Origin of the sequence: Nocardia sp. NPDC060255 (genome assembly GCF_042727395.1) — a bacterium.
GTDB lineage: Bacteria > Actinomycetota > Actinomycetes > Mycobacteriales > Mycobacteriaceae > Nocardia.
In genome coordinates this window covers 1-20932 of record NZ_JBHXAU010000002.1, presented here as the reverse complement: position 1 = coordinate 20932, position 20932 = coordinate 1, and the positions used below count along the sequence as shown (strand labels likewise).

The 20932-nt window shown below is 66.8% G+C and carries 16 protein-coding genes and 1 rRNA gene; 7 read left to right on the top strand and 10 right to left on the bottom strand.

Annotation, left to right across the window (positions count from 1 at the left end; genetic code table 11):
• Positions 1 to 4 precede the first annotated feature (4 nt).
• Both ACFWF1_RS05965 and ACFWF1_RS05960 read right to left on the bottom strand, forming a co-directional pair.
• Positions 5 to 661 carry a maleylpyruvate isomerase family mycothiol-dependent enzyme gene (locus ACFWF1_RS05965; RefSeq protein WP_379285795.1) on the bottom strand — a complete coding sequence of 219 codons (657 nt, stop codon included), beginning with the start codon at positions 659 to 661 and terminating at the stop codon, positions 5 to 7.
• A gap of 170 nt (positions 662 to 831) precedes the next feature.
• Positions 832 to 2556 (bottom strand): amidohydrolase family protein, encoded by a 1725-nt coding sequence (locus ACFWF1_RS05960; protein WP_379285793.1) that lies wholly within the window; start codon positions 2554 to 2556, stop codon positions 832 to 834.
• A gap of 253 nt (positions 2557 to 2809) precedes the next feature.
• On the opposite strand from ACFWF1_RS05960, the gene ACFWF1_RS05955 reads away from it, so the two are divergent.
• A complete protein-coding gene (locus ACFWF1_RS05955; RefSeq protein ID WP_379285792.1) occupies positions 2810 to 3508 on the top strand; it encodes a GH25 family lysozyme in 699 nt (232 codons plus the stop codon).
• A 44-nt stretch (positions 3509 to 3552) separates the two neighbouring features.
• On the opposite strand, the gene xylB is transcribed toward ACFWF1_RS05955, so the two are convergent.
• Positions 3553 to 5016, bottom strand: a complete 1464-nt coding sequence (xylB, locus tag ACFWF1_RS05950) for a xylulokinase (RefSeq protein ID WP_379285790.1) — start codon at positions 5014 to 5016, stop codon at positions 3553 to 3555.
• 77 nt (positions 5017 to 5093) lie between these two features.
• Between xylB and ACFWF1_RS05945 the strand changes: the two genes are divergently transcribed.
• The gene (locus tag ACFWF1_RS05945; protein ID WP_379285788.1) at positions 5094 to 5597 is read left to right on the top strand and encodes a hypothetical protein; all 504 of its coding nucleotides are present in this window, start codon (positions 5094 to 5096) and stop codon (positions 5595 to 5597) included.
• Here the strand turns inward: ACFWF1_RS05945 and ACFWF1_RS05940 are convergent.
• From ACFWF1_RS05940 to ACFWF1_RS05925, 4 genes are read right to left on the bottom strand one after another with little or no spacing between them, the layout of a single operon-like run.
• Positions 5589 to 6587, bottom strand: coding sequence for a glycoside hydrolase family 172 protein (locus ACFWF1_RS05940; RefSeq protein WP_379285786.1), 999 nt, complete (start codon positions 6585 to 6587; stop codon positions 5589 to 5591). The two genes, ACFWF1_RS05945 and ACFWF1_RS05940, sit on opposite strands and share 9 nt — an antisense overlap.
• Before the next feature lie 19 nt (positions 6588 to 6606).
• On the bottom strand, positions 6607 to 7074 hold the full coding sequence (locus ACFWF1_RS05935) for a thioredoxin family protein (protein WP_379285784.1): 468 nt from the start codon (positions 7072 to 7074) through the stop codon (positions 6607 to 6609).
• A gap of 58 nt (positions 7075 to 7132) precedes the next feature.
• On the bottom strand, positions 7133 to 8620 hold the full coding sequence (locus tag ACFWF1_RS05930; RefSeq protein ID WP_379285782.1) for an FGGY-family carbohydrate kinase: 1488 nt from the start codon (positions 8618 to 8620) through the stop codon (positions 7133 to 7135).
• Positions 8617 to 10029 carry an L-fucose/L-arabinose isomerase family protein gene (locus ACFWF1_RS05925; protein ID WP_379285780.1) on the bottom strand — a complete coding sequence of 471 codons (1413 nt, stop codon included), beginning with the start codon at positions 10027 to 10029 and terminating at the stop codon, positions 8617 to 8619. Before ACFWF1_RS05925 ends, ACFWF1_RS05930 begins: the two co-directional genes overlap by 4 nt.
• 138 nt (positions 10030 to 10167) lie before the next feature.
• Here ACFWF1_RS05925 and ACFWF1_RS05920 point away from each other — a divergent pair, with 138 nt between their 5' ends.
• On the top strand, positions 10168 to 11139 hold the full coding sequence (locus tag ACFWF1_RS05920) for a carbohydrate kinase family protein (protein ID WP_379285778.1): 972 nt from the start codon (positions 10168 to 10170) through the stop codon (positions 11137 to 11139).
• A 114-nt stretch (positions 11140 to 11253) separates the two neighbouring features.
• Positions 11254 to 13347 carry an HAD-IIB family hydrolase gene (locus ACFWF1_RS05915; RefSeq protein ID WP_379285776.1) on the top strand — a complete coding sequence of 698 codons (2094 nt, stop codon included), beginning with the start codon at positions 11254 to 11256 and terminating at the stop codon, positions 13345 to 13347.
• Between the two features lie 5 nt (positions 13348 to 13352).
• Here the strand turns inward: ACFWF1_RS05915 and ACFWF1_RS05910 are convergent, their stop codons facing one another.
• From ACFWF1_RS05910 to ACFWF1_RS05900, 3 genes are all read right to left on the bottom strand, one after another.
• Complete coding sequence (locus tag ACFWF1_RS05910) at positions 13353 to 14240, bottom strand: family 43 glycosylhydrolase (RefSeq protein WP_379285774.1); 888 nt, start codon at positions 14238 to 14240, stop codon at positions 13353 to 13355.
• Between the two features lie 82 nt (positions 14241 to 14322).
• Entirely contained in the window at positions 14323 to 15492 is a 1170-nt protein-coding gene (locus ACFWF1_RS05905) for an MFS transporter (protein WP_379285772.1), read from the bottom strand.
• 150 nt (positions 15493 to 15642) lie between these two features.
• Positions 15643 to 17928, bottom strand: a complete 2286-nt coding sequence (locus ACFWF1_RS05900) for an ATP-binding cassette domain-containing protein (RefSeq protein ID WP_379285770.1) — start codon at positions 17926 to 17928, stop codon at positions 15643 to 15645.
• A 62-nt stretch (positions 17929 to 17990) separates the two neighbouring features.
• On the opposite strand from ACFWF1_RS05900, the gene ACFWF1_RS05895 reads away from it, so the two are divergent.
• The 3 genes from ACFWF1_RS05895 to ACFWF1_RS05885 form a co-directional block, all read left to right on the top strand.
• Positions 17991 to 18974, top strand: a complete 984-nt coding sequence (locus ACFWF1_RS05895; protein WP_379285768.1) for a helix-turn-helix transcriptional regulator — start codon at positions 17991 to 17993, stop codon at positions 18972 to 18974.
• A 108-nt stretch (positions 18975 to 19082) separates the two neighbouring features.
• Entirely contained in the window at positions 19083 to 20078 is a 996-nt protein-coding gene (locus ACFWF1_RS05890; protein WP_379285766.1) for a TAXI family TRAP transporter solute-binding subunit, read from the top strand.
• Positions 20079 to 20657: 579 nt separating this feature from the next.
• A 16S ribosomal RNA gene (locus ACFWF1_RS05885) occupies positions 20658 to 20932 on the top strand; the annotation flags it as partial.

Genomic DNA, 20932 nt, shown 5'->3' with positions numbered 1-20932 from the left:
GTACCTAGACAGGAAGGTGCTTGCGGTGGCGGCCGTGCTGGCCGGAGCGGGTGAAGCGAATGGCGTTGGGGCCGTGTAGTTTTTCGTCGGGGATGGTGCGCCCGCACAGGACGAGGAGGAGGTCTTGGGCGGCGCCGGAGAGGATTTCGCCGGAGCCGTAGTGCCAGTCCAGGTCTTCGGCGCGTAGTTGGATGCCGTCGAGGTCGACGCCGAAGAACTTGACGCTCTTGGGATTAACGGCGTCGAGCACGATGCGTAGCCGGTCCTCGGGGACCTTGCGTTCCAGGCCGAGCGGGACGGTGATGTCCAGGCCGTGGACGACGTCGTGGCTCAACGCGCCTTCGTAGCCGCAGCCCGGTGGTTTCCAGGGATGACCGACGTTGTCCCACAGCGACTTCAGTAGATCCTCGGCAGTGAACCGGGCCGCGTCGTAGCGGGCGGCGTGATCGGACATCCGGTGGAAACGGCCTGCCGAGCGGAGCATTTCGAGCGCGAAGCGGGTTTCGGAGAGGCGATACGGCAGGGTGATGTGCGCGACGACCTCGCGCACTCGCCAGCCGCGGCACAACGTCGGTGCGTCCCAGCTCTCGTCATCGAGCCACGTCAAGATCTCGGCGAGTTCGGTCCGTTCCGCCGTGATCGCCGTGCGCACATCGGTCACCGTCTCTCCTCACCGCGACACCGCGACATTTGCCCGGCCGAGCGGACATCGTCGCGGAATTACATAGGATTTGTCGGGAAATTCCCGTGCGGTGATGTTATTCCTAAAACTGGACGAAATGTAGCGGAGTGATTTTTCGGCGTTTCAGAACGGCGTGTCGCGTGTGCGGATCAGGTCGGCGTGAGGAATGTCCCCGCGTGCAGAGTGGTGCCGAAGCCAGCGGCGAAGGTGCCGTATTCGTAAACGATATGCCCGCCGACAATGGTCGCCGCCACGGCCCGGTCATTGCGATTTACCATGCGATCCAGCCCGGCGATGCCGGGAAACGGTGACTCGGCGTATTCAGCGCTGGAACCGTCGAAACCGGCCGGGTCGATAACGGCGATATCGGCGCGGGCGCCCTCGTTCAAGCGGCCGGTGTCCAGGCCATACCATTCGGCCAGCTCACCGGTCAGCCGGTGCACCGCAGCCTCGATCGGCATGAACTTGCGCTGATAAGTCCGCTCCAGCATGCGGATGCCGAAGTTGTAGAAGGCCATATTGCGCAGATGCGCGCCGGAATCGGCGAACCCGACCTGGACATTGGGCGAGCGTTGCAACTTGTCGAGCACCTCATCGCGATCGTTGGCGATCACAGTTCGCCAGCGCAGCGTCGAACCGTGTGCGACGGCGAGGTCGAGCAGCGCGTCGGCCGGGTGGATGCCGCGCTCGTCGGCCACCTCGCCGAACGACTTGCCGACCACCTCGGCCTCGGGGCAGGACACGATCTGCGCGTCGTACAGGTCCCGATGCCACACTCGCGGACCGTACTTCTTGGCGAGATCCTTGCGGAACTGCCTGCGGTAGGACTCGTCGGCCAGCAACTCTCCGCGTTTCATCACGTCGCGAATATTCAGCGCCGCGACGCCGGAACCGAATTCCTCGAAGACCACCAGATCGACGCCGTCGGCATAGACCTCGAACGGTACCGGCAAGTGCTGCCATCGAAATGCGGCCCCGCCCAGCCTGTTCGCGATCCAGGCCGCCGCGGTCGCGGCCCGCGCCGTGGTGCGATCGGCCTTCACGTCCATGCCCGCGATCAGTGTTGTCTTGAGCGGCTTACGGAATCGCCCGGCGCTCTGCGCGAAGTAGCGCGCGATCTCCAGTCGCGAGGTGAGGTTCGGCGTGCTCTGATGAATCCGATTCCGTTGCCGCAGAATCTTGTTCAGCGCCGCGTATTCGCGCCAGCTCGCGTAGGTGGACGGCAGCTGCCTGGTCGGGAAGCGCACGCCCTCCAGCTTCGAGAACGAGCTGCGGATGGTGGACAGTCCCAGGAATCCGGCATCGAGCGCGTCGGTCAGCATCTGCCGCATGCGATTCAGTTCTTCGCCGGTCGGTTGCGCCTGCGGGTCCACCGCGCGCCCCAAGCCCATGACGGCGACCCGAATATCCGAATGACCCAGCAGCGCAGCAACATTAGCGCCGAGTGGGCGCGCTGCCAGCGACTCGGCATAGGCACGCGGACTATCCCAATTCTGGTGTTCCTTGACCGCCCCGTGCACCGCGTCCCACGGCAACGCCTCCACCCTGGCGAACATGTCCGCGCAGTCGTCGGCATCGGAATACACCGTGGACAGTGAGCAATTCCCGATCACCACGGAGGTGACGCCGTGCCGTACCGACTCACCGAGCCCGGGATTGCCGAGCACTTCCGCGTCGTAGTGGGTGTGCACGTCGAGCATGCCCGGAATGACCCACTTGCCCGTCGCGTCGATGGTGTGCGCACCCTCGGGCAGTGGCTCGGCGCTGACCGCGACCACCTTGCCGTCCTTGATGCCGACATCCGCTGAACGCGGTGGCGATCCCGCACCGTCGAACACCGACCCGCCGCGAATCACCACGTCGTACCGCGTCATCTGCGCCTCCATGCCCTACGGTATCTGGTACCACCGGTATTACGTACATCGTCGCACGGTCGACAGCGAGCGGTCATCCGATGGACGCGACGATATGCCGATTGCCTGTCCATCCAGGATGCCCGCAGAAACGAATACGAGGACGGTGGGTCTTCTCGGTCCACCCGCGACAGCACTCGCCGTCGCGGCAGCGGCGGAACACAGAGAACGGGGATCGTGCATGCGCGTCAGGTCGGCGAGGATCACTTCTGCGGTGACAGCGTGTTGTGTCGTTGCGCTGGTCGGCCTGTTGCCGTCGAGTACGGCGGGCGCGGACAGTACGGTCGACGGCATGGACGTGTCGGATTCCACTGTCGACTGGGCCGGCGTCAAGGCCAAGGGCGTGGCATTCGCCTATATCAAGGCAACTCAGGGAAGAGCAGGCACCAATTCGGCCTATGCCGGTCTGTTCGGCAGCGCGCCCAAGGCCGACCTGTTCCTCGGCGCGTACCACGTTGCCGCGCCCGACGAGGGCCCCGGCCGGGACCAAGCCAATTTCTTTGTCGACCATGGCGGTGCCTGGTCTGCCAGCGATGATAAAACGCTGCCAGGAGCCGTTCTCCTGCAAGACAACCCGAAGAAGCCGAAACCGGACTGCTATGGGCTTTCACCCGAGGCCATGGTCAGTTGGGTGAAGGAATTCAGCAACACATATGACACGCGGACACATCGGCGACCGGTCATCGCGACCACCACCGATTGGTGGAAGAAATGCACCGCCGACTCCACCGTCTTCGGTGGCTCGAACCCGTTGTGGATCTTGCACTACCGCGAATCGGCGGACTCGTTGCCCGCCGGTTGGTCGTTGTACGTTTTCGCGCAATACACGGCGTCCGGAGCCAAGCCGGGTGCGGACAGGTTCAACGGGAACCAGTCCGTGCTAGAGCAATTCGCCCACAGTGTCGTCGGGTGAGTGGCGCCGCTACCGCCACGGATCGGTCGTAGCGATCGAGTCCTTCACTCGTGACCTCGCCACCGGCGGCGGCGCCGTGGTGCCGGAGCAGGCGTCGCCGCGCTGGCGCCGTAGCGGTCACCGTGTGTTCGCTGGTATGCGGAACGGATGCGCTGACCGGTCGAATCGGTGGCCGGGGCGGGGATCTCGGCGACGGTCTGTGCGGGCCAACTCGGTGGTTCCGCCGCACCGCTGAGCGCCCAGGCAGCCTGGCGAGCCGCGCCGACCGCGACGTACTCGATCGGCTGCGGAACCGTGACGGGCACGCCGAAGATCTGCGCGGCGATCTCCGCGACCAAGGCGGAGCGAGCGGCCCCGCCGATCAACAGGATTCGGCGCACACCGGTGCCCCGCGCACGGAGATGATCGAGCGCCTCGGCCATATTGCACAGCATGCCCTCGAAGGCGGCCCGGGCAATGTGGCTGGGACGCATGGTCTCCGGACGCAATCCGTGCAGACTGCCGGTGGCATGCGGCAGGTTCGGTGTACGTTCGCCGGACAGGTAGGGGAGCAGGACCAGGCCGTCGGCGCCGGGAGGCGCCTGCGCGGCAAGCGATTCGAGCGTGGCCAGGTCGACGCCGAGCAGGGCGGCGGCATATTCGAGGACCCGCGCGGCGTTGAGGGTGCACACCAGCGGCAGGAATGCCCCGGTCGCATCGGCGAATCCGGCGACCGCACCGCTGGCATCGGCACTCGGCACGGCGGAACGAGCGAAGACGGTGCCGCTGGTGCCGAGCGACACCACCACGTCACCATCGCCGAGCCCGAGACCCAGTGCGGCACCGGCATTGTCGCCGGTCCCCGCCGCGACGAGCACACCGCCCGGAGTGCACCCGGCGGCCTCGGCGGGACCGAGTACCCTGGGTACCTCGGGCGTTCGGCTGCGAAAGCCAAGGGCGAGTAGGTCTTTGCGATACTCGCAGTCGGCCGGTGACCAGTAACCGGTGCCCGAGGCATCGCCGCGATCGGTGGTCGATTCGGCCGCTCCGCCCCCGCGCAATCGCCAGGTCAGGTAGTCGTGCGGCAACATGATCCGCGCGGTACGGTCGGCGAGTTCCGGTTCATGATCGGCCAGCCAGCGCAGCTTGGTCACCGTGAAGGCGGCAAGCGGAACGCTGCCGACGGCATCGGCCCACGCCTGCGGTCCGCCGAGTTCCCGGATCAGCTCGTCGGCGGCCGCCGCGGAACGCACGTCGTTCCAGAGCAGCGCATCGCGCACCGGCCGCCCCTCGGCGTCGAGCGCGACCAAGCCGTGCTGCTGTCCGGCCACCGCGATCGCGTCGACCTGTTCGAGCAAACCTGCCCCCGCCGTGCACAACGCGTCCCACCACGCCTCCGGTGACACCTCGGTGCCGTTCGGATGCGGTGCGTTCGCCTGGTGCAGGATCTCGCCGGTGTCCGCATCGCACACCACCACTTTGCAGGACTGGGTGGAACTGTCCACCCCGGCCACCGTCGCCGCACACATCCCTCCACCTTGCACCCGAAGCGTCCGCGCACGACGCATTTCGGGTATTCGAAGACCGGATCGGGCACACTGGCCCGGTGACTGACGATCCGGACCGACCTGCCGACGTGCACGTCCGGACCGGTGACGGAACACCGGTGCCGGAGTTGACCGATGACTTGCTCACCGCGCTGCTCGACGAGCCACCCGACCCGGAGTGCCCGTTCATCGTGATCAACCGCGGCGACCAGGAGTACATCCAGACCCGGTTGCTCCCCGACGGCGTCTACGAGATCGAACATCGCGCCGCCGGGTCGGGCGAACAGTTCCAGATGTACACCTCCGACGCCCGCCTGGTCCGTGACGTCATGTGGGCGTGGGTGGACGAAGACCCGTGGTGGCACGACGCCGTCGCCTGGTATCGGGTCGACCCTGCGGTCGCGGAGGTGCAGTCCGTGCTCCGCGATTTCGAGGATCTGCTCGGCGGCGTGTCGGTGCTGGACGGCATCCAGGCCACCATGGACGACGCGCTGGCCCGCGCCGACGAGCTGCTGGCGATGGACATCGACGAGCTGTCCGCGGAGCCCGGCGAATCACCGTGACGTCTGATACCACCACGCGGTGCTGGCGATGTCCGCGTTCTCCAGCGGCAGATAGGCATCCCCCTGCCAGCCGAGTGCCTGCACGGTGACGCGCAGGTCGCAGTCGAAGCAGATCGGGTCGCGCGCATGCCAGCGGTACATGCCGAATTGCTGGTCCTGCTGGTAGATCTCGTCCGGCGGCAGCACCTGGACGAGCCCGACGTACGGCGCGGAGTACATGCGGTAGGCGCCGTCGATGTCGAAATTCCAAGCGCCGCCGAAGTAGTCCTCGGTACCGGTACCGCACAGCGTGGGGAAGTCGGTGTCGCCGTCGAGATAGAACTTGAACTCGCCCTCACCCCACCAGCCGGGGGCGTTGGGCTGCATTGCGAGGAAGGTGCCGACATAACGACCCGGGCCGGGCACCGTATCCAGCACCGTGTGAATGGCGGGGTGGCCCAGCGGATTCCGGCGTGACCATTGGGTGTGCAGGTATCCGGCGGTCGCCGGTACCTCCTCTTCGGTGTAGGTGACCTGGTAGTACACCGGAACCGTACGGCCGGAGCGGTTTTCCAGGGTGATCGTGGCGTGTTCGCGAAACGGCATGGGCCAGTAGCTGTTCAAGCCGCCCGCCGGGCCGACGACGACCATTTCCGAGCTGACCAGCGCCAGTTCGCCCCAGCCGTTGCAGAAGAAGTATCCGACCGGCAACTCGATCGCGGGCTCGGCGGCGTCGTCCCAGTACATCCGCAGGATGATGTCGTGCAGCGCACCGCGATCGGTGGTCAGCCAGAGGTGGCGCACCACGCCGGGGCCGGAAATGTCTGCCAGCGTGGCGGTTTGACCGTCGTCCAGCAGGATCGACGGGGACACCTTCCAGCCGACACCGAGGAACCGGGCGGCGTGCGCGCCGGTGCCGGTGGTCGCGCGACCGCCCTGGCCGGGGGCGCCCGTCGGGTTCTCGGCGCTGATCGACCGCGTGCGCGTGTTGTCGAGCTGCCATAGTTCCATCGGGCGCCTCCAGGGTTGGTTACAGGCCGGGCCAGCCATATCTACTAGGGGTCGGTGCGAGTCCCGCCATGCGCGAATTCCCGCCCGGTACCGCGGGGGTGACCGCGCCGTACGGATCGACCGGGGTGCCGTGCTGTTCGGCGAATTCGCGGCGGATCTTTTCCATGTCCAGCCATTTGATGTTCTGGACGAGTTCTTCGAGCGATTCGGCGTCGAGGTAGCCCGCCTCGTTGTAGACCAGCAGGCCTTCGCGATAGGCCATGATCGTCGGGTACGCGGTGACCTCCGCCGCGTTCTTCATCTCTTCTTCGGCCACTGCGTCGACGGTGGCGTGCACGACGTCGCGGTGCCGTTCTGCCGACGACTCGAAAACCGGCGCGAATCGAGTACACCAACCGCACCAGTCGGCCCACCAGTCGACGAGCACGATGGGGTTCCGGGTGATGACCGACTCGAAATTCTGCGGGGTCAGGGGGAGAGTGGGCATGAGATCCTCGTATTGGGTCCGACAGAGCAACCCTGCATCCTCGCACGGCGGGCGAGGTTCAGGAAAACACCCCCTTGCGGTGTTGTTCGCTCGCGAGGAAATGGGTAATAGCAGTACTGCATTCGTACAGTTCGCGGTAATGCCGGTAGTACGCGTCGTATTCTCCGGTGCGTTCAGGATACGGCTCGACGGTGGCGACCACCGGATTCCATTCCGCGGTGTGGAACCCCGCCGCCTCCGCCGCCAGTAGTGCGTCGCCGAGGCACGCGCCGATCGTCTCGGCGGGCAATTGCTGGGGCAGGCCGGTCACATCGGAGACGATCTGCGTCCACAGCCCGCCCTTGGTGCCGCCGCCGACCGCGACCAGCCGCCCGGCCTGCCCACCGGCCTCCGTCATCGCCGCCAGATTGTGCCGCACACCGTAGGCGATGCCTTCCAATACCGCCCGATAGAGCTCGGCGCGGCCGTGTCCGAGGGTCAGGCCCGCGACGATGCCTCGGGCATCCGGATCGAACAGCGGCGTGCGTTCACCGGCGAAATAGGGCAGCACCAGCAATCCGCGGCTGCCTGCCGGTACCTGCGCGGCCTCCGTGACGAGATCGGCGAACTCGCCGCCGACAAGGTTGCGCAGCCAGTCGGTCACCGCGCCCGAGGTGGCCATACCCGCCGCGAGAGTGTATGTGCCGGGCCAAGTTCCGCAGGTGCCCCACAGTCCGGGGTGTGGCCGTGGATCGGTCAGCACCTGCACCAGGAACATGGTGGTGCCGTACATGACCATCGCGTCACCGGGCGCGCGAACGCCGACGCTGGCGGCCTCGGCCCACGCGTCGATGGTGCCGGTGGTCACCGGAAGACCAACGGGCAGACCGGTACTCGCGGCGGCCTCGGCGGAGACCCGGCCGATCACCTCGGTCGGCCACGCGAGTTCCGGCAGCCGCAGGCCGGGCGCCACGAGTTCGGCCCAGTCGGTGGCCCATTCGCGGCGCAGCAGGTCGTACATCGGCACGCACTGGCTGGCCGATTGATGATCGAGCACGTATCGGCCGGTGAGCCGGTGCACCAGAAAGGAACTCGCCATCAGCAGCATGCTGGTCTCGGCGGCGACCTGTGGTTCGTGGCGGGCCAGCCAGCGCAGCTTCGGTCCGACGGCCTGACTGGTGAGCGGGGATCCGGCGCGTTCGAGCACGGCTTCCGCGCCGAATTCCGCGTTGAGTTCGGCGATTTCAGCGGTCGCCCTGGTATCCACGCCGTAGAGGATCGCGGGCCGCAGCGGCCGGCCGGTCGCGTCGGCGGGGAGCAGGCACGGGCCGATGCCGGAGACGGCAAGTCCGTCGAGGGCCGCACCGTCCGCCGCGTCGACGAGGTCGCGGATGATCGCGACGAAGTCGGCCCACCACACCTGCTCCGCATCGTGCTCGAACCAGCCCGGGTGGGGCGTCGAAACACCGTGCGCGCGTTCGGATCTAGCGAGGATGGTGCCGTTCTCGTCGGTCAGCACGCCCTTGGAGCTCGAGGTACCGATGTCGACGCCGAGGAACCTCGTCACCGGACGAACTCGTCCAGGGTGACCCCGAGCAGCTCACACGCCGCCCGCACGGACGCCCGATGATCACCCGGCACCGCGTGAATGTGGTTGGCGCCGAAGCGGGACAGGAAGTCCTCGGCGCGCGCATCCAGCCGGGCGAACGCGTGCGGCCACTCCCAGGTCGACTGCTTCATCAGCGCTTCGTTGGTCTGCTCGTCGTAGGTCTCGAAGTCGCCGAGCATCAACTGCATTCGATAGTCGCCGTTCTTGCGGGTGAGGCGGGCCAGCGTCATGCCGCCGGGCGCGGCCAGATGGTGCACCGAGGCGCCACCGGCCGGGAAGAAGAACACCTCCGGATACAGATGCACCTTGGCGAGATTCTCGGCCGGGTCCGCGCTGCGCGCGGCGAACCACGTCGCGTGCTGGCCGGAATTGCACAGGTCCCAGATGTCGCGGTCAGCGTGGTAGTGCCGCACATCGGCGAAAAGCACCGGGGTGCCCGCGATCTGCTTGAGCAGCTGCATGGTGAGCGCGCCGTCCATGTCCGCCTCGGTGGCGCACACGTGCGTATCCTTCGGCCCGTTCCAGTCGTAGGGATCGTTGAGGAACGCCTCGGTGATGTCCATCGTGGCGAAGTACTGGGTGAGTTCCGGTTGCCCCTTGATGCCCGAAAAATCGAGCCGCCATTCGGCGATCAGCTCCCGCACCGCCAGGTACGAGCGAATCTGGCGCTCCAGGATCTCCGGCGTCAGCTTCGCGCCGTCGTAATGCACGCCCGCGGCATGGCGTTCCAGCCATTCACGGGCCGCCTTCGCCTCGCTCGCGTCGGCCAGTTCGGCTCGCCGCACGATCTCCCACTGATCGATCTCCTCGACGTCGATGCCGAAGATCCGTTGCCACTGATCGGTATTGGCGACCGCCGTGTTCATTCCCATCGGCCGGCCGCCGAACCGCCCGAAGGTGCTGCCGCGCAGGCTCGCCACCGCCGCGGCGGCACTTGCCCGCACGCCGATCGCCTCGATGAGCGCGGAATCGGCCGGGTCACCCCACAAACGGGCATGGTCGCGCCCGATCTGATCCAGCGCGCCGCCCGCCGCCAGCATGCCGACCATGCCGGGCTGCACCGGATCGATATTCGACAGCAGCAGTAGCGGACCGGGCGTGGCGCCCGCGGCCAGCATGGTGAAATGCGGGAAAGCCCAGACCGCGTAATGGAATACGGTCAGATCGACCTCGGCGGCGGCCACCGCCCGCGCCACCGAACTCGCCAGCGCGTTGTCGCTGATCGGTGCCGTGCCGCGGACCACCTCGTGCCCGGCCTGGGTCAGCGCCGCGACCAAGTGATCCTCGGTCGTTCGAATGAAGTCCGAGATGCCCGCGTGCACATAGTCGCGACCGTCGGACATGCTGATTACACCGATACGGGCCATGCCGGTCCCTCCGCGCGGGTGGGTGGTCGGATACACGATTCAATTCAAGAAATACCAGGCAGAACAGAACGTTTGGGCGGATTCGGCAAATCGCGCGACCACCCCGGTCGGTGGCTTGCGGTTTGCTACTGTCGCGGGATGGAAACGGACCCGGCGGGGCGGGTCGATGCGGCCTCATCGTACGGTCGGCAGCGCCGTGCCGAGGTGCTGGTCGTCGGCGCCTACTACGCCGATCTGGTCTTTCACGGCCTGTCGCGGCCCGTTCGGCCCGGTACCGAGGTATTTGCCCGTGGCTTCGAGATACTGCCCGGCGGGGCGTACACCCCGGCGATGGCCATGCGCAGGCTCGGCCACGACGTGGTGTGGTCGACCGACTTCGGCACCGATCTGTTCAGTGAGCAGGTGCTGGCGGCGACCCGCGCGGAAGGACTCGACGACACCGGCTTTCGGCTGCACACGGTGCCGGTCCGCAGCATCACGGCATCGTTGTCGTCGCGGGAGGACCGCGCGATGGTGAGTTATCAGGATCCGGTCGTGCCCTATCCGCTCGCGATGCTGCTGCGCGAACACCAGGCCGAACTGCTGATTCTGCCGCAGCTGCATTATGGCGCGGCCGTGCATGCTGCCCTGCGGGTCGCGCATGAGGTCGGGACCACAGTGTTCATGGATTGCCAGGACGTCCCGTGCACCCTCGATACGCCGACGGTGCGCGAGATCCTGGCCCAGGTGGATATTTTCGCGCCCAATGCCGAGGAAGCACTGCGGCTGACCCGCGCGCCGACGCTCGATTCGGCTATCGATACCCTTGCGGCGCTGGTGGATACGCTGCTCGTCAAGCGGGGCGGCTGGGGAGCGATCGCGATTCAGGACGGCCGACGGTGCGAGATCGGTGCGGTGGCTGTCGATGTGGTCGACACCACCGCCGCGGGGGACTGTTTCAACGCGGGATTCCTGCACGCGCACCTGGCCGGCCAGCCGCTGCCCGACTGCCTGGCCACCGCGGTGGCCTGCGGCGCCGCCGCGACCTCGGCCCTCGGATCCAGTGCCGCACCGAGCTTGACGGAACTGCCGCGGTGGCTGGCCCGGGTGCCTGCCGCGCGTCAGGTCTGAAAGTTCCGCCCGAATCCATGATGTGTTCCTGCTATCGTTGCGCAGATGGCAACCGGCGAGGGTTCCAAATCCGTTGAGCCGGAAGCCTGTTCATCCGGCCATCGATGTTGCGGCGTGGCTGCCCGTGGCGTCGGTCCAGGCAAAATCCTGGTCACCGACCTGGACGGCACCCTGCTCGGCGGCACCACCGCCGATCGGCGGCGACTGCGGGACACGCTGATTCGGCATCCCGAGGTGACGGTGGTGTTCGCGACCGGTCGCGGGATCGAGTCGATCCGCGAGGTGCTGCGCGATCCGCTTGTGCCACAGCCACGCTGGATCATCGCGGATGTCGGGGCGAGCATCATCGACGGCGCGGATCTGACTCCCGTCGCGGCGCCGCAAGCGCGTCTGCGCGCGGGCTGGCCCGGCACCGAGCGGGTTCGCGCGGCCTTGCAGCAGTTTCCGGCGCTGATCTATCAGGCCGAGGTAGCTCAGGACGGCCGCTGCTCGTTCCACCTGCCGCCCGCGGGCCTCACCCCGGAACTGATCGATACCGTTGTGCGGCTGGGCTGCTCGTGGCAGTACTCCGGCAACACCTACTTCGACGTACTGCCCGCGCACGCGAACAAGGGGAACGCGCTGGTCCTCTTGGCCGAAGAACAGGGCTGGTCGCTGGATGCGGTACTGGTCGCCGGAGATTCCGGCAACGACCGTTCGATGTTCGGTCGCGGCGCGCACGGCGTGCTCGTCGGCAACGCCGAACGTGACCTGCTGACGGCGGTTCCCGTGGCGCAGGCGGCGCATCGGCCTGATCTGCCCGGCGCCGCAGGCATTCTCGCGGCCCTGCGGGATCTCGGCTGGGTCGAACCCGACTACCCACTCGTCGTCGGATACCACCGCGCCCCGGTCACCTGGACTCCGGACGGCTGGCGCACCCCGTCGAGCCCCAACGGCATTCTGCCGACGCTGAACAGCGTGTTCGCCGGAGATCTGCGGGCGGTATGGGCGGCAGGGGTCGTGATCGAACGCGACGAATCCGCCGCACACCTCGACGATCACGACACCGGCCTGCCACTCGCCTTCCTGCCGCTGACCTCGGCCGAGTGGCGCGGATACTTCCATCGGGCCTGCAAAGAAACGTTATGGCCGGTCCTGATGTCGCAGCCGCACCGACTGCGCTTCGACCCTGCCGCCTGGGCCGCGTATCGCGCGGTGAACACCCGCTTCGCCGACCACATCAGCGTCCGGGCCGCGCCAGGAGCGACGGTGTGGCTGCACGACTACAACCTGTGGCTCGTGCCCGGCCGGCTGCGCGAGACGCGGCCCGACCTGCGGATCGGCCTGTTCCATCACACGCCGTTTCCGGAGCCGGAGGTATTCGCGGCCCTGCCGCCCGCCGCCGAGATCCGCGCCTCGCTCAGCGGACTGGACTGGGTGGGTTTCCACACCGAGGTCTTCGCCGAGCATTTCCTCGGGTCGCTGACCGGCCTGGTTCGGCCGCCCCTGGTCGGCGTGCATCCGCTGGGGGTCGACCGTGCCGCCATCGCGGAGCTGGCTCGTACCCGTCCCCTCGGCCGACGAAAAACTGTTGGGCCCGTTGTGCTTTCGGTAGAACGCCTGGACTACATCAAAGCACCCGTGCAGAAGGTCGACGCCATCGCGGAACTGCTCGTCCGCCATCCCGAGCTGCGTGGTGCGCTGCGATTCCGGCTCGTCTGCCCGCGACCGGAGCCCGGCATCACCGCCTACGACGAGACTGGGAAGTTGCTCGAGCGTCGTATCGAAGAGGTCAATCGCGCTTGGGGATTCGGTGCGTGGCGACCCATCGAGTACATTCCGGAGTCCCTGAGCTTCCCCGAGGTTATCGACCACTACCTCGACGCGGACGTTTTCTGGGTGACCTCACTGCAGGACGGGATGAACCTGACCGCGAAGGAGTTCGTCGCCGCCCAGGCCGCCGTTGGCCGGTGCGGTGTGCTTGTGCTCTCGCGGCATGCGGGCGCCGCCGAGCGGATGGCGGCCGGAGCCTTACTGACCGAGCCGAATTCACCCACCGACCTGGTCGAAACGCTGTATCGCGCGCTGAATCTCCCTGCCGGACAACGCCGGGAGCGGCTGTTCTGCCTGAGTGAATTGCTCGGCCACGACCAGCCGGCCGAATGGGCGGCCGAAATCATCGCCGCCATTCAGGCCGCCAGCCGGTCGCAGGCCCACCAGGCGGCCTGAATCGGCTACCGCGGCACAGCTTTCGCGGCATTGGGATCACGAGGCGGCGGGAAGGTGAGCGTAGCGAGGTACACCCCACCCTGCCCCCAACCGGCACTGGTGATCCACCAGCGCACGTCGTCGTACACCAATTCGGCCGCGTGCGAGGCGATGTGGCCGACCTTGTCGCCGATACGGAAGCAGAACGGGTTGTCGCTGCGGAACACATCGGTGCCGACGTAATCCGGACGCGGACCGATGAACAGATACCACCAGCCGTCCTGCTGAACGACGAACGGCGACTCGGTATTTCCCGCCTCGGTACCGACGGTCGGGTCGGTGTAAGCGATGTGCCGGTCGCCCCAATGCACGAGATCGGTGCTGGTCCGGTAGGCCACCACGTGATTGCCGCCCGCCGGGTCGCTTGTCGCGCAGTAATACATCACCCACTGATCGCCGACCCGCGCCACCATCGGATCGCGCGCGTCGTAGCCGTCGGTGAACAGCGGCCCGGAACGTCTACGCTCCCAAGCGAACATGTCGGTCGAGGTGGCCAAGTTGATCTCGACCGCGGTCCGATCCTCGCCGCCACCGGCATAGAACATGTAGTACCGTCCGTGCGCCGCGATCACGAACGGCGCCCACAGATGCGTCTCCCCGTAATCCGGGTCGACCTCGAGCGCCGGCGGCTGCTTGGTCCACGGCCCGAGCAGCTCATCCGCCGTCGCATGCGCGAACTCGACCTCCTCGAACGGATTCGCGGGCTCCGGATGCGTGATCCCGAACAGATGCCACCGCCCGTCCGTGTCCCGGACGATCGTGTGATCGTTGATGTACCACGGCTCGGGTTCACCTGCCCCCGGGTCGTAGATCCGGACAAAGGCGCCAGCACACACCACATCGCGCATCGCCATACCCCCATCATCCTCGCCATGGCCCCCGCACCGCCGCCGATCACCCGCACTGATGCGCTTCGGGTATCGCACCGTAGCCGGTTCATGGCCGTGGTCGTAGCGCGCCCGACCCGGCGGCCGCCAGCAGGACGAACAACACCGGCACCGCGAGTCCGACAGTGAGACCGTGGCTTTGGGCGACAAAGCCGATCAGCACCGGCCCGGTGAAGAACCCCAGATATCCGATGAAGGAGACGTTGGCGATCGCGCGGGCCGCAGGCACATCGGCAACGCTGCCGCTCGCGGCGAAAGCAAGGGGCAGCGTGAACGAGATGCCGAAACCGAACACCGCGACGCCGAGCAATGCCGGGATCGTGCCCCCGATCAGCAACGCCGCGCCGAGGCCGAGCCCGGCGGCGAGCGTGCCGAGCAGGAACGGCCGCACCGGACCGAACCAGACGACGAGCCGGTCGCCGATCAGCCGGCCCGCGGTCATCGACCCGGCGAACAGCGCGAACCCGAGCGCCGCCACGGTGGTACTCGCGGCCGTCTCGTCGTGCAAGTAGACGGCGGTCCAATCGTTGGCCGCGCCCTCGGCCATCGCCACGCAGAACGCCAGCAGACCGAGGACGAGCAACCTGCCCGGCCACCGTGCCCCGCCGCGCGGGACCGCCGCGCCACGCACCGTGCGGTCGGTGGATGACGGCAGCATCCCGCGCGCACCGAGCACGGCCACCAGCACAACGAGCGCGCTGATCCCGAGGAAGTGGGCCGCCAGTGCCACGTGTGCGCGCTCGGCCGCCGCGCCGGCCATCGAACCACCGATCATGCCCAAGCTGAAACAGGCGTGAATGCCGGACAGCAGCGGCCGGCCACTCGCCTTCTCCACCGCGACGCCGTGCGCGTTCATCGAGACATCGACCACGCTGTTGAGCACCGCGAAAATGAACGCCGCCGCGGTCAGACCGGCCAGATTCCCGCCGACCAGCAGCCCGGGCAGGCAGAGCGCGAACAATGGCATCGCTACCCGCAGCGTGGCGCGACTGCCGAACCGCAGCGTCACGAACTTGCCGAGCTGCAGCCCGAGTACCGCCCCGAAGTTCATGCCCGCGAACGCTGTTGCCAGCCCGGCGGCGTCGAGGCCGAATTCGGCTTTGATGGTCGGCGTGCGGGCAACCCATGTCGCGAACAGCGCCCCGCTGAGAAAGAACGTCAACCGGACCGAACACAGCGCCGACCGCACGTCCGCGGCGGATGTGTCCGAAGTCAGCACTCGACCTGCTCCTCTCGCCGGGACGGGCAACGAAGCAGCCAGCGAAACACGAAAGCACGAGCCCGGCAACACTTTTACTGCCGTGGCGAACTCGTTTACTGCCGAGGCGAACTCGTTGCGTACTCAGCGGCGCAGCCCTGAGGCGCCCTGTTATGCCGCGTCGGCCATGCTGCGCCGCAGGTAGTCGGCGGTGATCGAGTTCTCGTCCGCGAGCAGTGCTGCGGGCGTTCCGGTGAACACGATCTCGCCGCCGTGCTTGCCGCCGTCCGGCCCGAGGTCGATGACCCAGTCCGCGCGTTTGACCACGTCCAGGTCATGTTCGATGACGATCACCGTGTTGCCCGCGTCGACCAGGCGATCCAGCAGCGCCATCAGCGTGTCGACGTCGGCCATGTGCAGGCCGGTGGTCGGCTCGTCGAGAACGTAGATGCCACCGCTGCGATGTAGGTGGTCGGCCAGCTTGATCCGCTGACGTTCACCGCCGGACAGTGAGCTGAGTGCGCGGCCCAGCGTGAGATACCCGAGGCCGACCTCGTTCAACGAACGCAGCGGCGTGTGAATCTTGTTGCCTGCGTGTCCGTCCCAGAAGTCGAGGGCCTGCTCGGCGGTCATGTCCAGCACGTCGGCGATGGATACGCCGCGCACGGTGTAGGGGAGCACCTCCGGCCGGAATCGCCTGCCGTGGCAGGTCTGGCATACGGTGGTTATCGGATCCATGTAGGCGAGATCGGTGAAAATGACTCCCGCGCCACCGCATTCGAGGCAGGCGCCCTCGGAGTTGAAGCTGAACAGGCCCGGCTTCACGCCGTGTTCCTTGGCGAACAACTGCCGCAGCGGATCCATGATGCCGATGTAGGTGGCGGGGCTGGAGCGCCGCGACGCGTGGATCGCCGCCTGGCTCACCGCGATCGCGTCCGGGTGCGCCGCCAGAAACGCGCCGGAGACCAGCGTGCTCTTGCCCGAACCGGCCACACCGGTGATCGCGGTGAGGACACCGGTCGGGAACCGCGCGGTGACGTTCTTCAAGTTGTGCAGCGCGACCTCGGTGACGGTGAGCCATCCGGTCGGCGTCCGCGTCGGGTGTTTGATCGGCTGCACCCGGCGCAGCAGCTCGCCGGTCAAAGTGCCCGAGACACGCAGCTTCTCGACCGTGCCCTGGAACTCGACCTGCCCGCCGTGCCCGCCCGCACCGGGGCCCATGTCCACCACCTGATCGGCGATCGCGATGACGTCGGGGGAGTGCTCGACCACCAGCACCGTATTTCCCTTGTCGCGCAACTGGATCAGCAGGCTGTTCAGCCGGCCGACGTCGCGCGGGTGCATGCCGACGCTCGGTTCGTCGAAGATGTAGGTCATGCCGGTGAGGCTCGACCCCAGGTGCCGGACGACTTTGAGTCGCTGCGCCTCACCACCGGACAGCGACGAGGTCTCCCGGTCCAGCGAGAGATAGCCGAGACCGACCTCCTCGATCCGCCGCAGTCGCGCGATCGCGGCTCGCGCGATGACCTCGGCCATCGGATCGTCGATCGCGCCGAGCACCTCGATCAGATCCGATACCTCGAACCTGCCGTAGTCGGCGATGCCGAGCCCGGCGATCCGGCTGGCCAGCGCGGCCGCGCTCAACCGCGCACCGCCGCAGGCCGGGCAGATCTCCTCGGTGACCACCTCCCGCGCCGCCGCCCGGTTCTTTTCCGACAGCGAGTCGAGGTCGCGTTTGATGTAGAGGCGATCGAGCCGTTCGAGCAGGCCCTCATAGGCGTTGCTGCCCACGCCCCCGGTCTTGTTCGGCCGCGGCACCCGAAAGCCGTTGCCGCGCAGGAACAGCTGCCAGTCGTCCGCGCTGAAGTCGCGCAACGGCTTGTCCGGATCGAAAAGCCCGGACTGGGCGTACAACTGCCACTGAAACGTGCCGATGGCGAACGGCGCGAACGTGATCGCGCCCTCGTTGAGCGACTTGCCGGTATCGAGCAGCTTGTCCAGGTCCGGCCGCACCACGTGGCCGAGCCCACCGCATTCCGGGCACATCCCGAGCGGGTCGTTGAACGAATAACTGGTCGCCTCACCGGCACTCGGCTCGCTGTGCCGGGAGAACAGCACCCGGATGATCGACTGGATGTCGGTCATGGTGCCGACGGTCGACCGCGAGTTGCCGCCGATCGGACGCTGATCGACGACCACCGCGGGCGCCAGGTTGTCGATCGCGTCGGCCTCGGGGCGCTCGTACTTCGGTAGCCGGTTGCGGATGAACCAGGTGTAGGTCTCGTTGAGCTGGCGCTGCGACTCGACCGCGACGGTGCCGAAAACGATCGATGACTTGCCCGACCCGGACACCCCCGTGAAGACCACGATCTTGCCCTTCGGGATCTCCAGCGAGATGTTGCGCAGGTTGTTCTCGCGGGCTCCGACGATCTGAATGGTGTCTCGCTCTGCGTTCACAACAACCACGCTATGCGGCAATGAGGTCAGGATCCGTCCTCATTCCGCGCCATACTGAAACAGTGACCGAGACCGCCGCGCGACTACTCCAACTGCTGTCGCTCCTGCAGACCCGCCGCGAATGGACCGGTCCCGAACTGGCCGACCGTCTCGGCGTCACCGTGCGGACCGTGCGCCGCGATATCGAACGGCTGCGCGAGCTGGAATATCCCGTGCACGCCAGCCTCGGCTCGGTCGGCGGCTACCGGCTGGAAGCGGGCACCGACCTGCCGCCACTGCTGCTCGACGACGAGGAGGCGGTGGCGATCACGCTCGGCTTGCGCAGCGCCGCCCAAGGTTCGGTGGCGGGCATCGAGGAGTCGGCCGCCCGCGCACTGGTCAAACTCCAGCAGGTGCTGCCGTCGCGACTGCGCGGACGGGTGGACGCGATCGATTCGGCGACCGTCTCGCTGGGCGGCCCCGCCGCCGGACCGCGCGTCGACCCGGAAACCCTGGTCGTGTTGGCCGCGGCTGCCCGTGACGCCGAGCGAATCCGCTTCCGCTATCGAGACAAGACCGACGCGGAGAGCAAGCGATTTGCCGAGCCGCACAGCCTCGTGTCGGCGGGCCGCCGCTGGTACCTGGTCGCCTGGGACATCGACCGAGCCGATTGGCGGACGTTTCGCCTCGATCGGATCGACGCCCCGTTTCCGACCGGAGTGCGTTGCGCACCAAGGGAATTGCCCGGCGACGACGCAGCGGCGTTCGTCACCAGCCAGCTGGCCCACTCCCGGCCGACGCGCAACGTGGTCTTCCTCGTGCACACCTCGGCCGAACAGCTGGCCGAAACCTTCCGGGTCCGACCGGAAGAGGTCGAGCCGATCGACGAGCACAGCTGCCTGATCCGCACCAGCGCCGACTCCCTCGAATGGACCGCCGTCCGCATCGCCCACCTCGACGTGGAGTTCGAGGTCAAGGAACCACCCGAGATGCGGCGCATGCTGCACGAGGTCGGTGCCAAACTCCTTCGCGCGGCAAGGAATCCGCAGGACATAAGCCCGGGCTGACGTGTATACCAACGTTTTTCATTAGCCGAGGGTGTCGCGTTGCTATCGTCACGCCTTGTCGAACACCGCGGCCGTTGCGGTCGGCCGGCTCGCGCCAGGGAGGACGAGATGAGAAGAGTGGCGATCGTGGTCACCGTGGTCGCGGTGTCGGCCGGATTTGTCGCGGGGTGTGGGAAGAGTCGAGACGAGTCGCTCACCGACTCGGGCGCTCCGGTCACCTGCGAAGTGACCCACGCGACCAAGCTCGGCATCGCCACCGGCAACGCGACCGGCGTGTTCGCCACGCTCGGTAGTGCCTACGCCGATCAGCTCTCGCTGGCCACCGACGGGAAGGTCTCGGCGACGGCCGCGGAGACCATGGCATCGGTACAGAACATTCAGCAGCTGGTGGCGGGTAAGTATCAGGTGGCGTTCGCACAGACCGATACCGCCGCCGACGCGGTGCTCGGCATCGGCACCTTCGACGGAGACAAGCAACCGGTGCAGGCACTGTCGCGGCTCTACCCGAACTACACCCAGGTGGTCGTGCGGGCCGACTCCGGCATCAGGTCCATCGCCGAGCTGCGCGGTAAGCGGGTCTCGACCGGCTCCGCGAAATCCGGCACAGAGATGTTGGCGCGGCGCATCCTGCGGGCAGGCGGTCTGAATCCGGACAGCGATATCGCGGTGAACCGGCTGGATCTCACCAAAGCTGTCGCCGGTATGAAGGACGGCTCGCTCGACGCATTGTTCTTCGCGGGTGGCCTGCCGACGCCGGGCATCGCCGACCTGTTCGCCTCGGCCAAGGACAAGTACCGCTTCCTCGACACCACCGAGCAGCTCGCGGGCATGCGGATCCTGAGCCCGGTGTACGAGCTGGGCACGATCCCGGCCGCCACCTATGGACTGTCGGCAGACGTGCCGTCCATCGTCGTGCCCAACGTGCTGCTGGTCCGCGACAACCTGGACGCCGACGTGGCCTGTGTCCTCACCAAGGCCCTCTTCGACCGCAAGCCTCAGCTGGAACAGGCGAACGCCGCCGCCAAGGGGATCGTGCGCGACACCGCGCGGGACACGAATCCGGTCCCGCTGCATCGCGGGGCAGAGCACGCGCTGGCCAACTGACGGGGACCGCACGGGGGCTCGGCGAGTGCGTTCGGATGAAGTTCGGGTGGCCTGAGTCACATTCGGGCGACCCGGGCCGATCCTCGACCGATGTCAGGGGGCTTGACCTGCGAATTCTCGGGCTGCGCAGGCGATTTGACGTGGCGTTCGCCGCCGCGTAACTTATTCCAGGTCAGAGCGACACGGACACCGACCCGGAGCCGAAGAAGCCCAGCGGAGACGCTGAGTGGAGAGCCTGGGAAACGAGGTAGGACGAGGAGCGCCTGACGCTCACACTGGCAAGACCGGTACCCCGATTTCACCTCGGGTTCATGGTTGCGCTAAGCTTGAAAAGTTGCCTCACCGACCGACCGGGTCAAGCCCGCTAGGTGGTGTGTGCGTGTGTTCTTTGAGAACTCAATAGTGTGTCGATGAATGTCAGTGCCAATTATTTAATTGGTTCCGGCCTCTCATACCCCCCGGTTGACGAGGTCGGACATTTAGTCAGCAAATCTTTTTGCTGGCGTTTTGTTTTGCTAGGTTTTCGGACTCTAGTTTAGATATTTCTGATTGCATCCTTCGGGGTGTGGTTAAGAGTCTTCAACGGAGAGTTTGATTCTGGCTCAGGACGAACGCTGGCGGCGTGCTTAACACATGCAAGTCGAGCGGTAAGGCCTTCGGGTACACGAGCGGCGAACGGGTGAGTAACACGTGGGTGATCTGCCTCGCACTTCGGGATAAGCCTGGGAAACTGGGTCTAATACCGGATATGACCTTCCGGTGCATGCTGGTGGGTGGAAAGATTTATCGGTGCGAGATGGGCCCGCGGCCTATCAGCTTGTTGGCGGGGTAACGGCCCACCAAGGCGACGACGG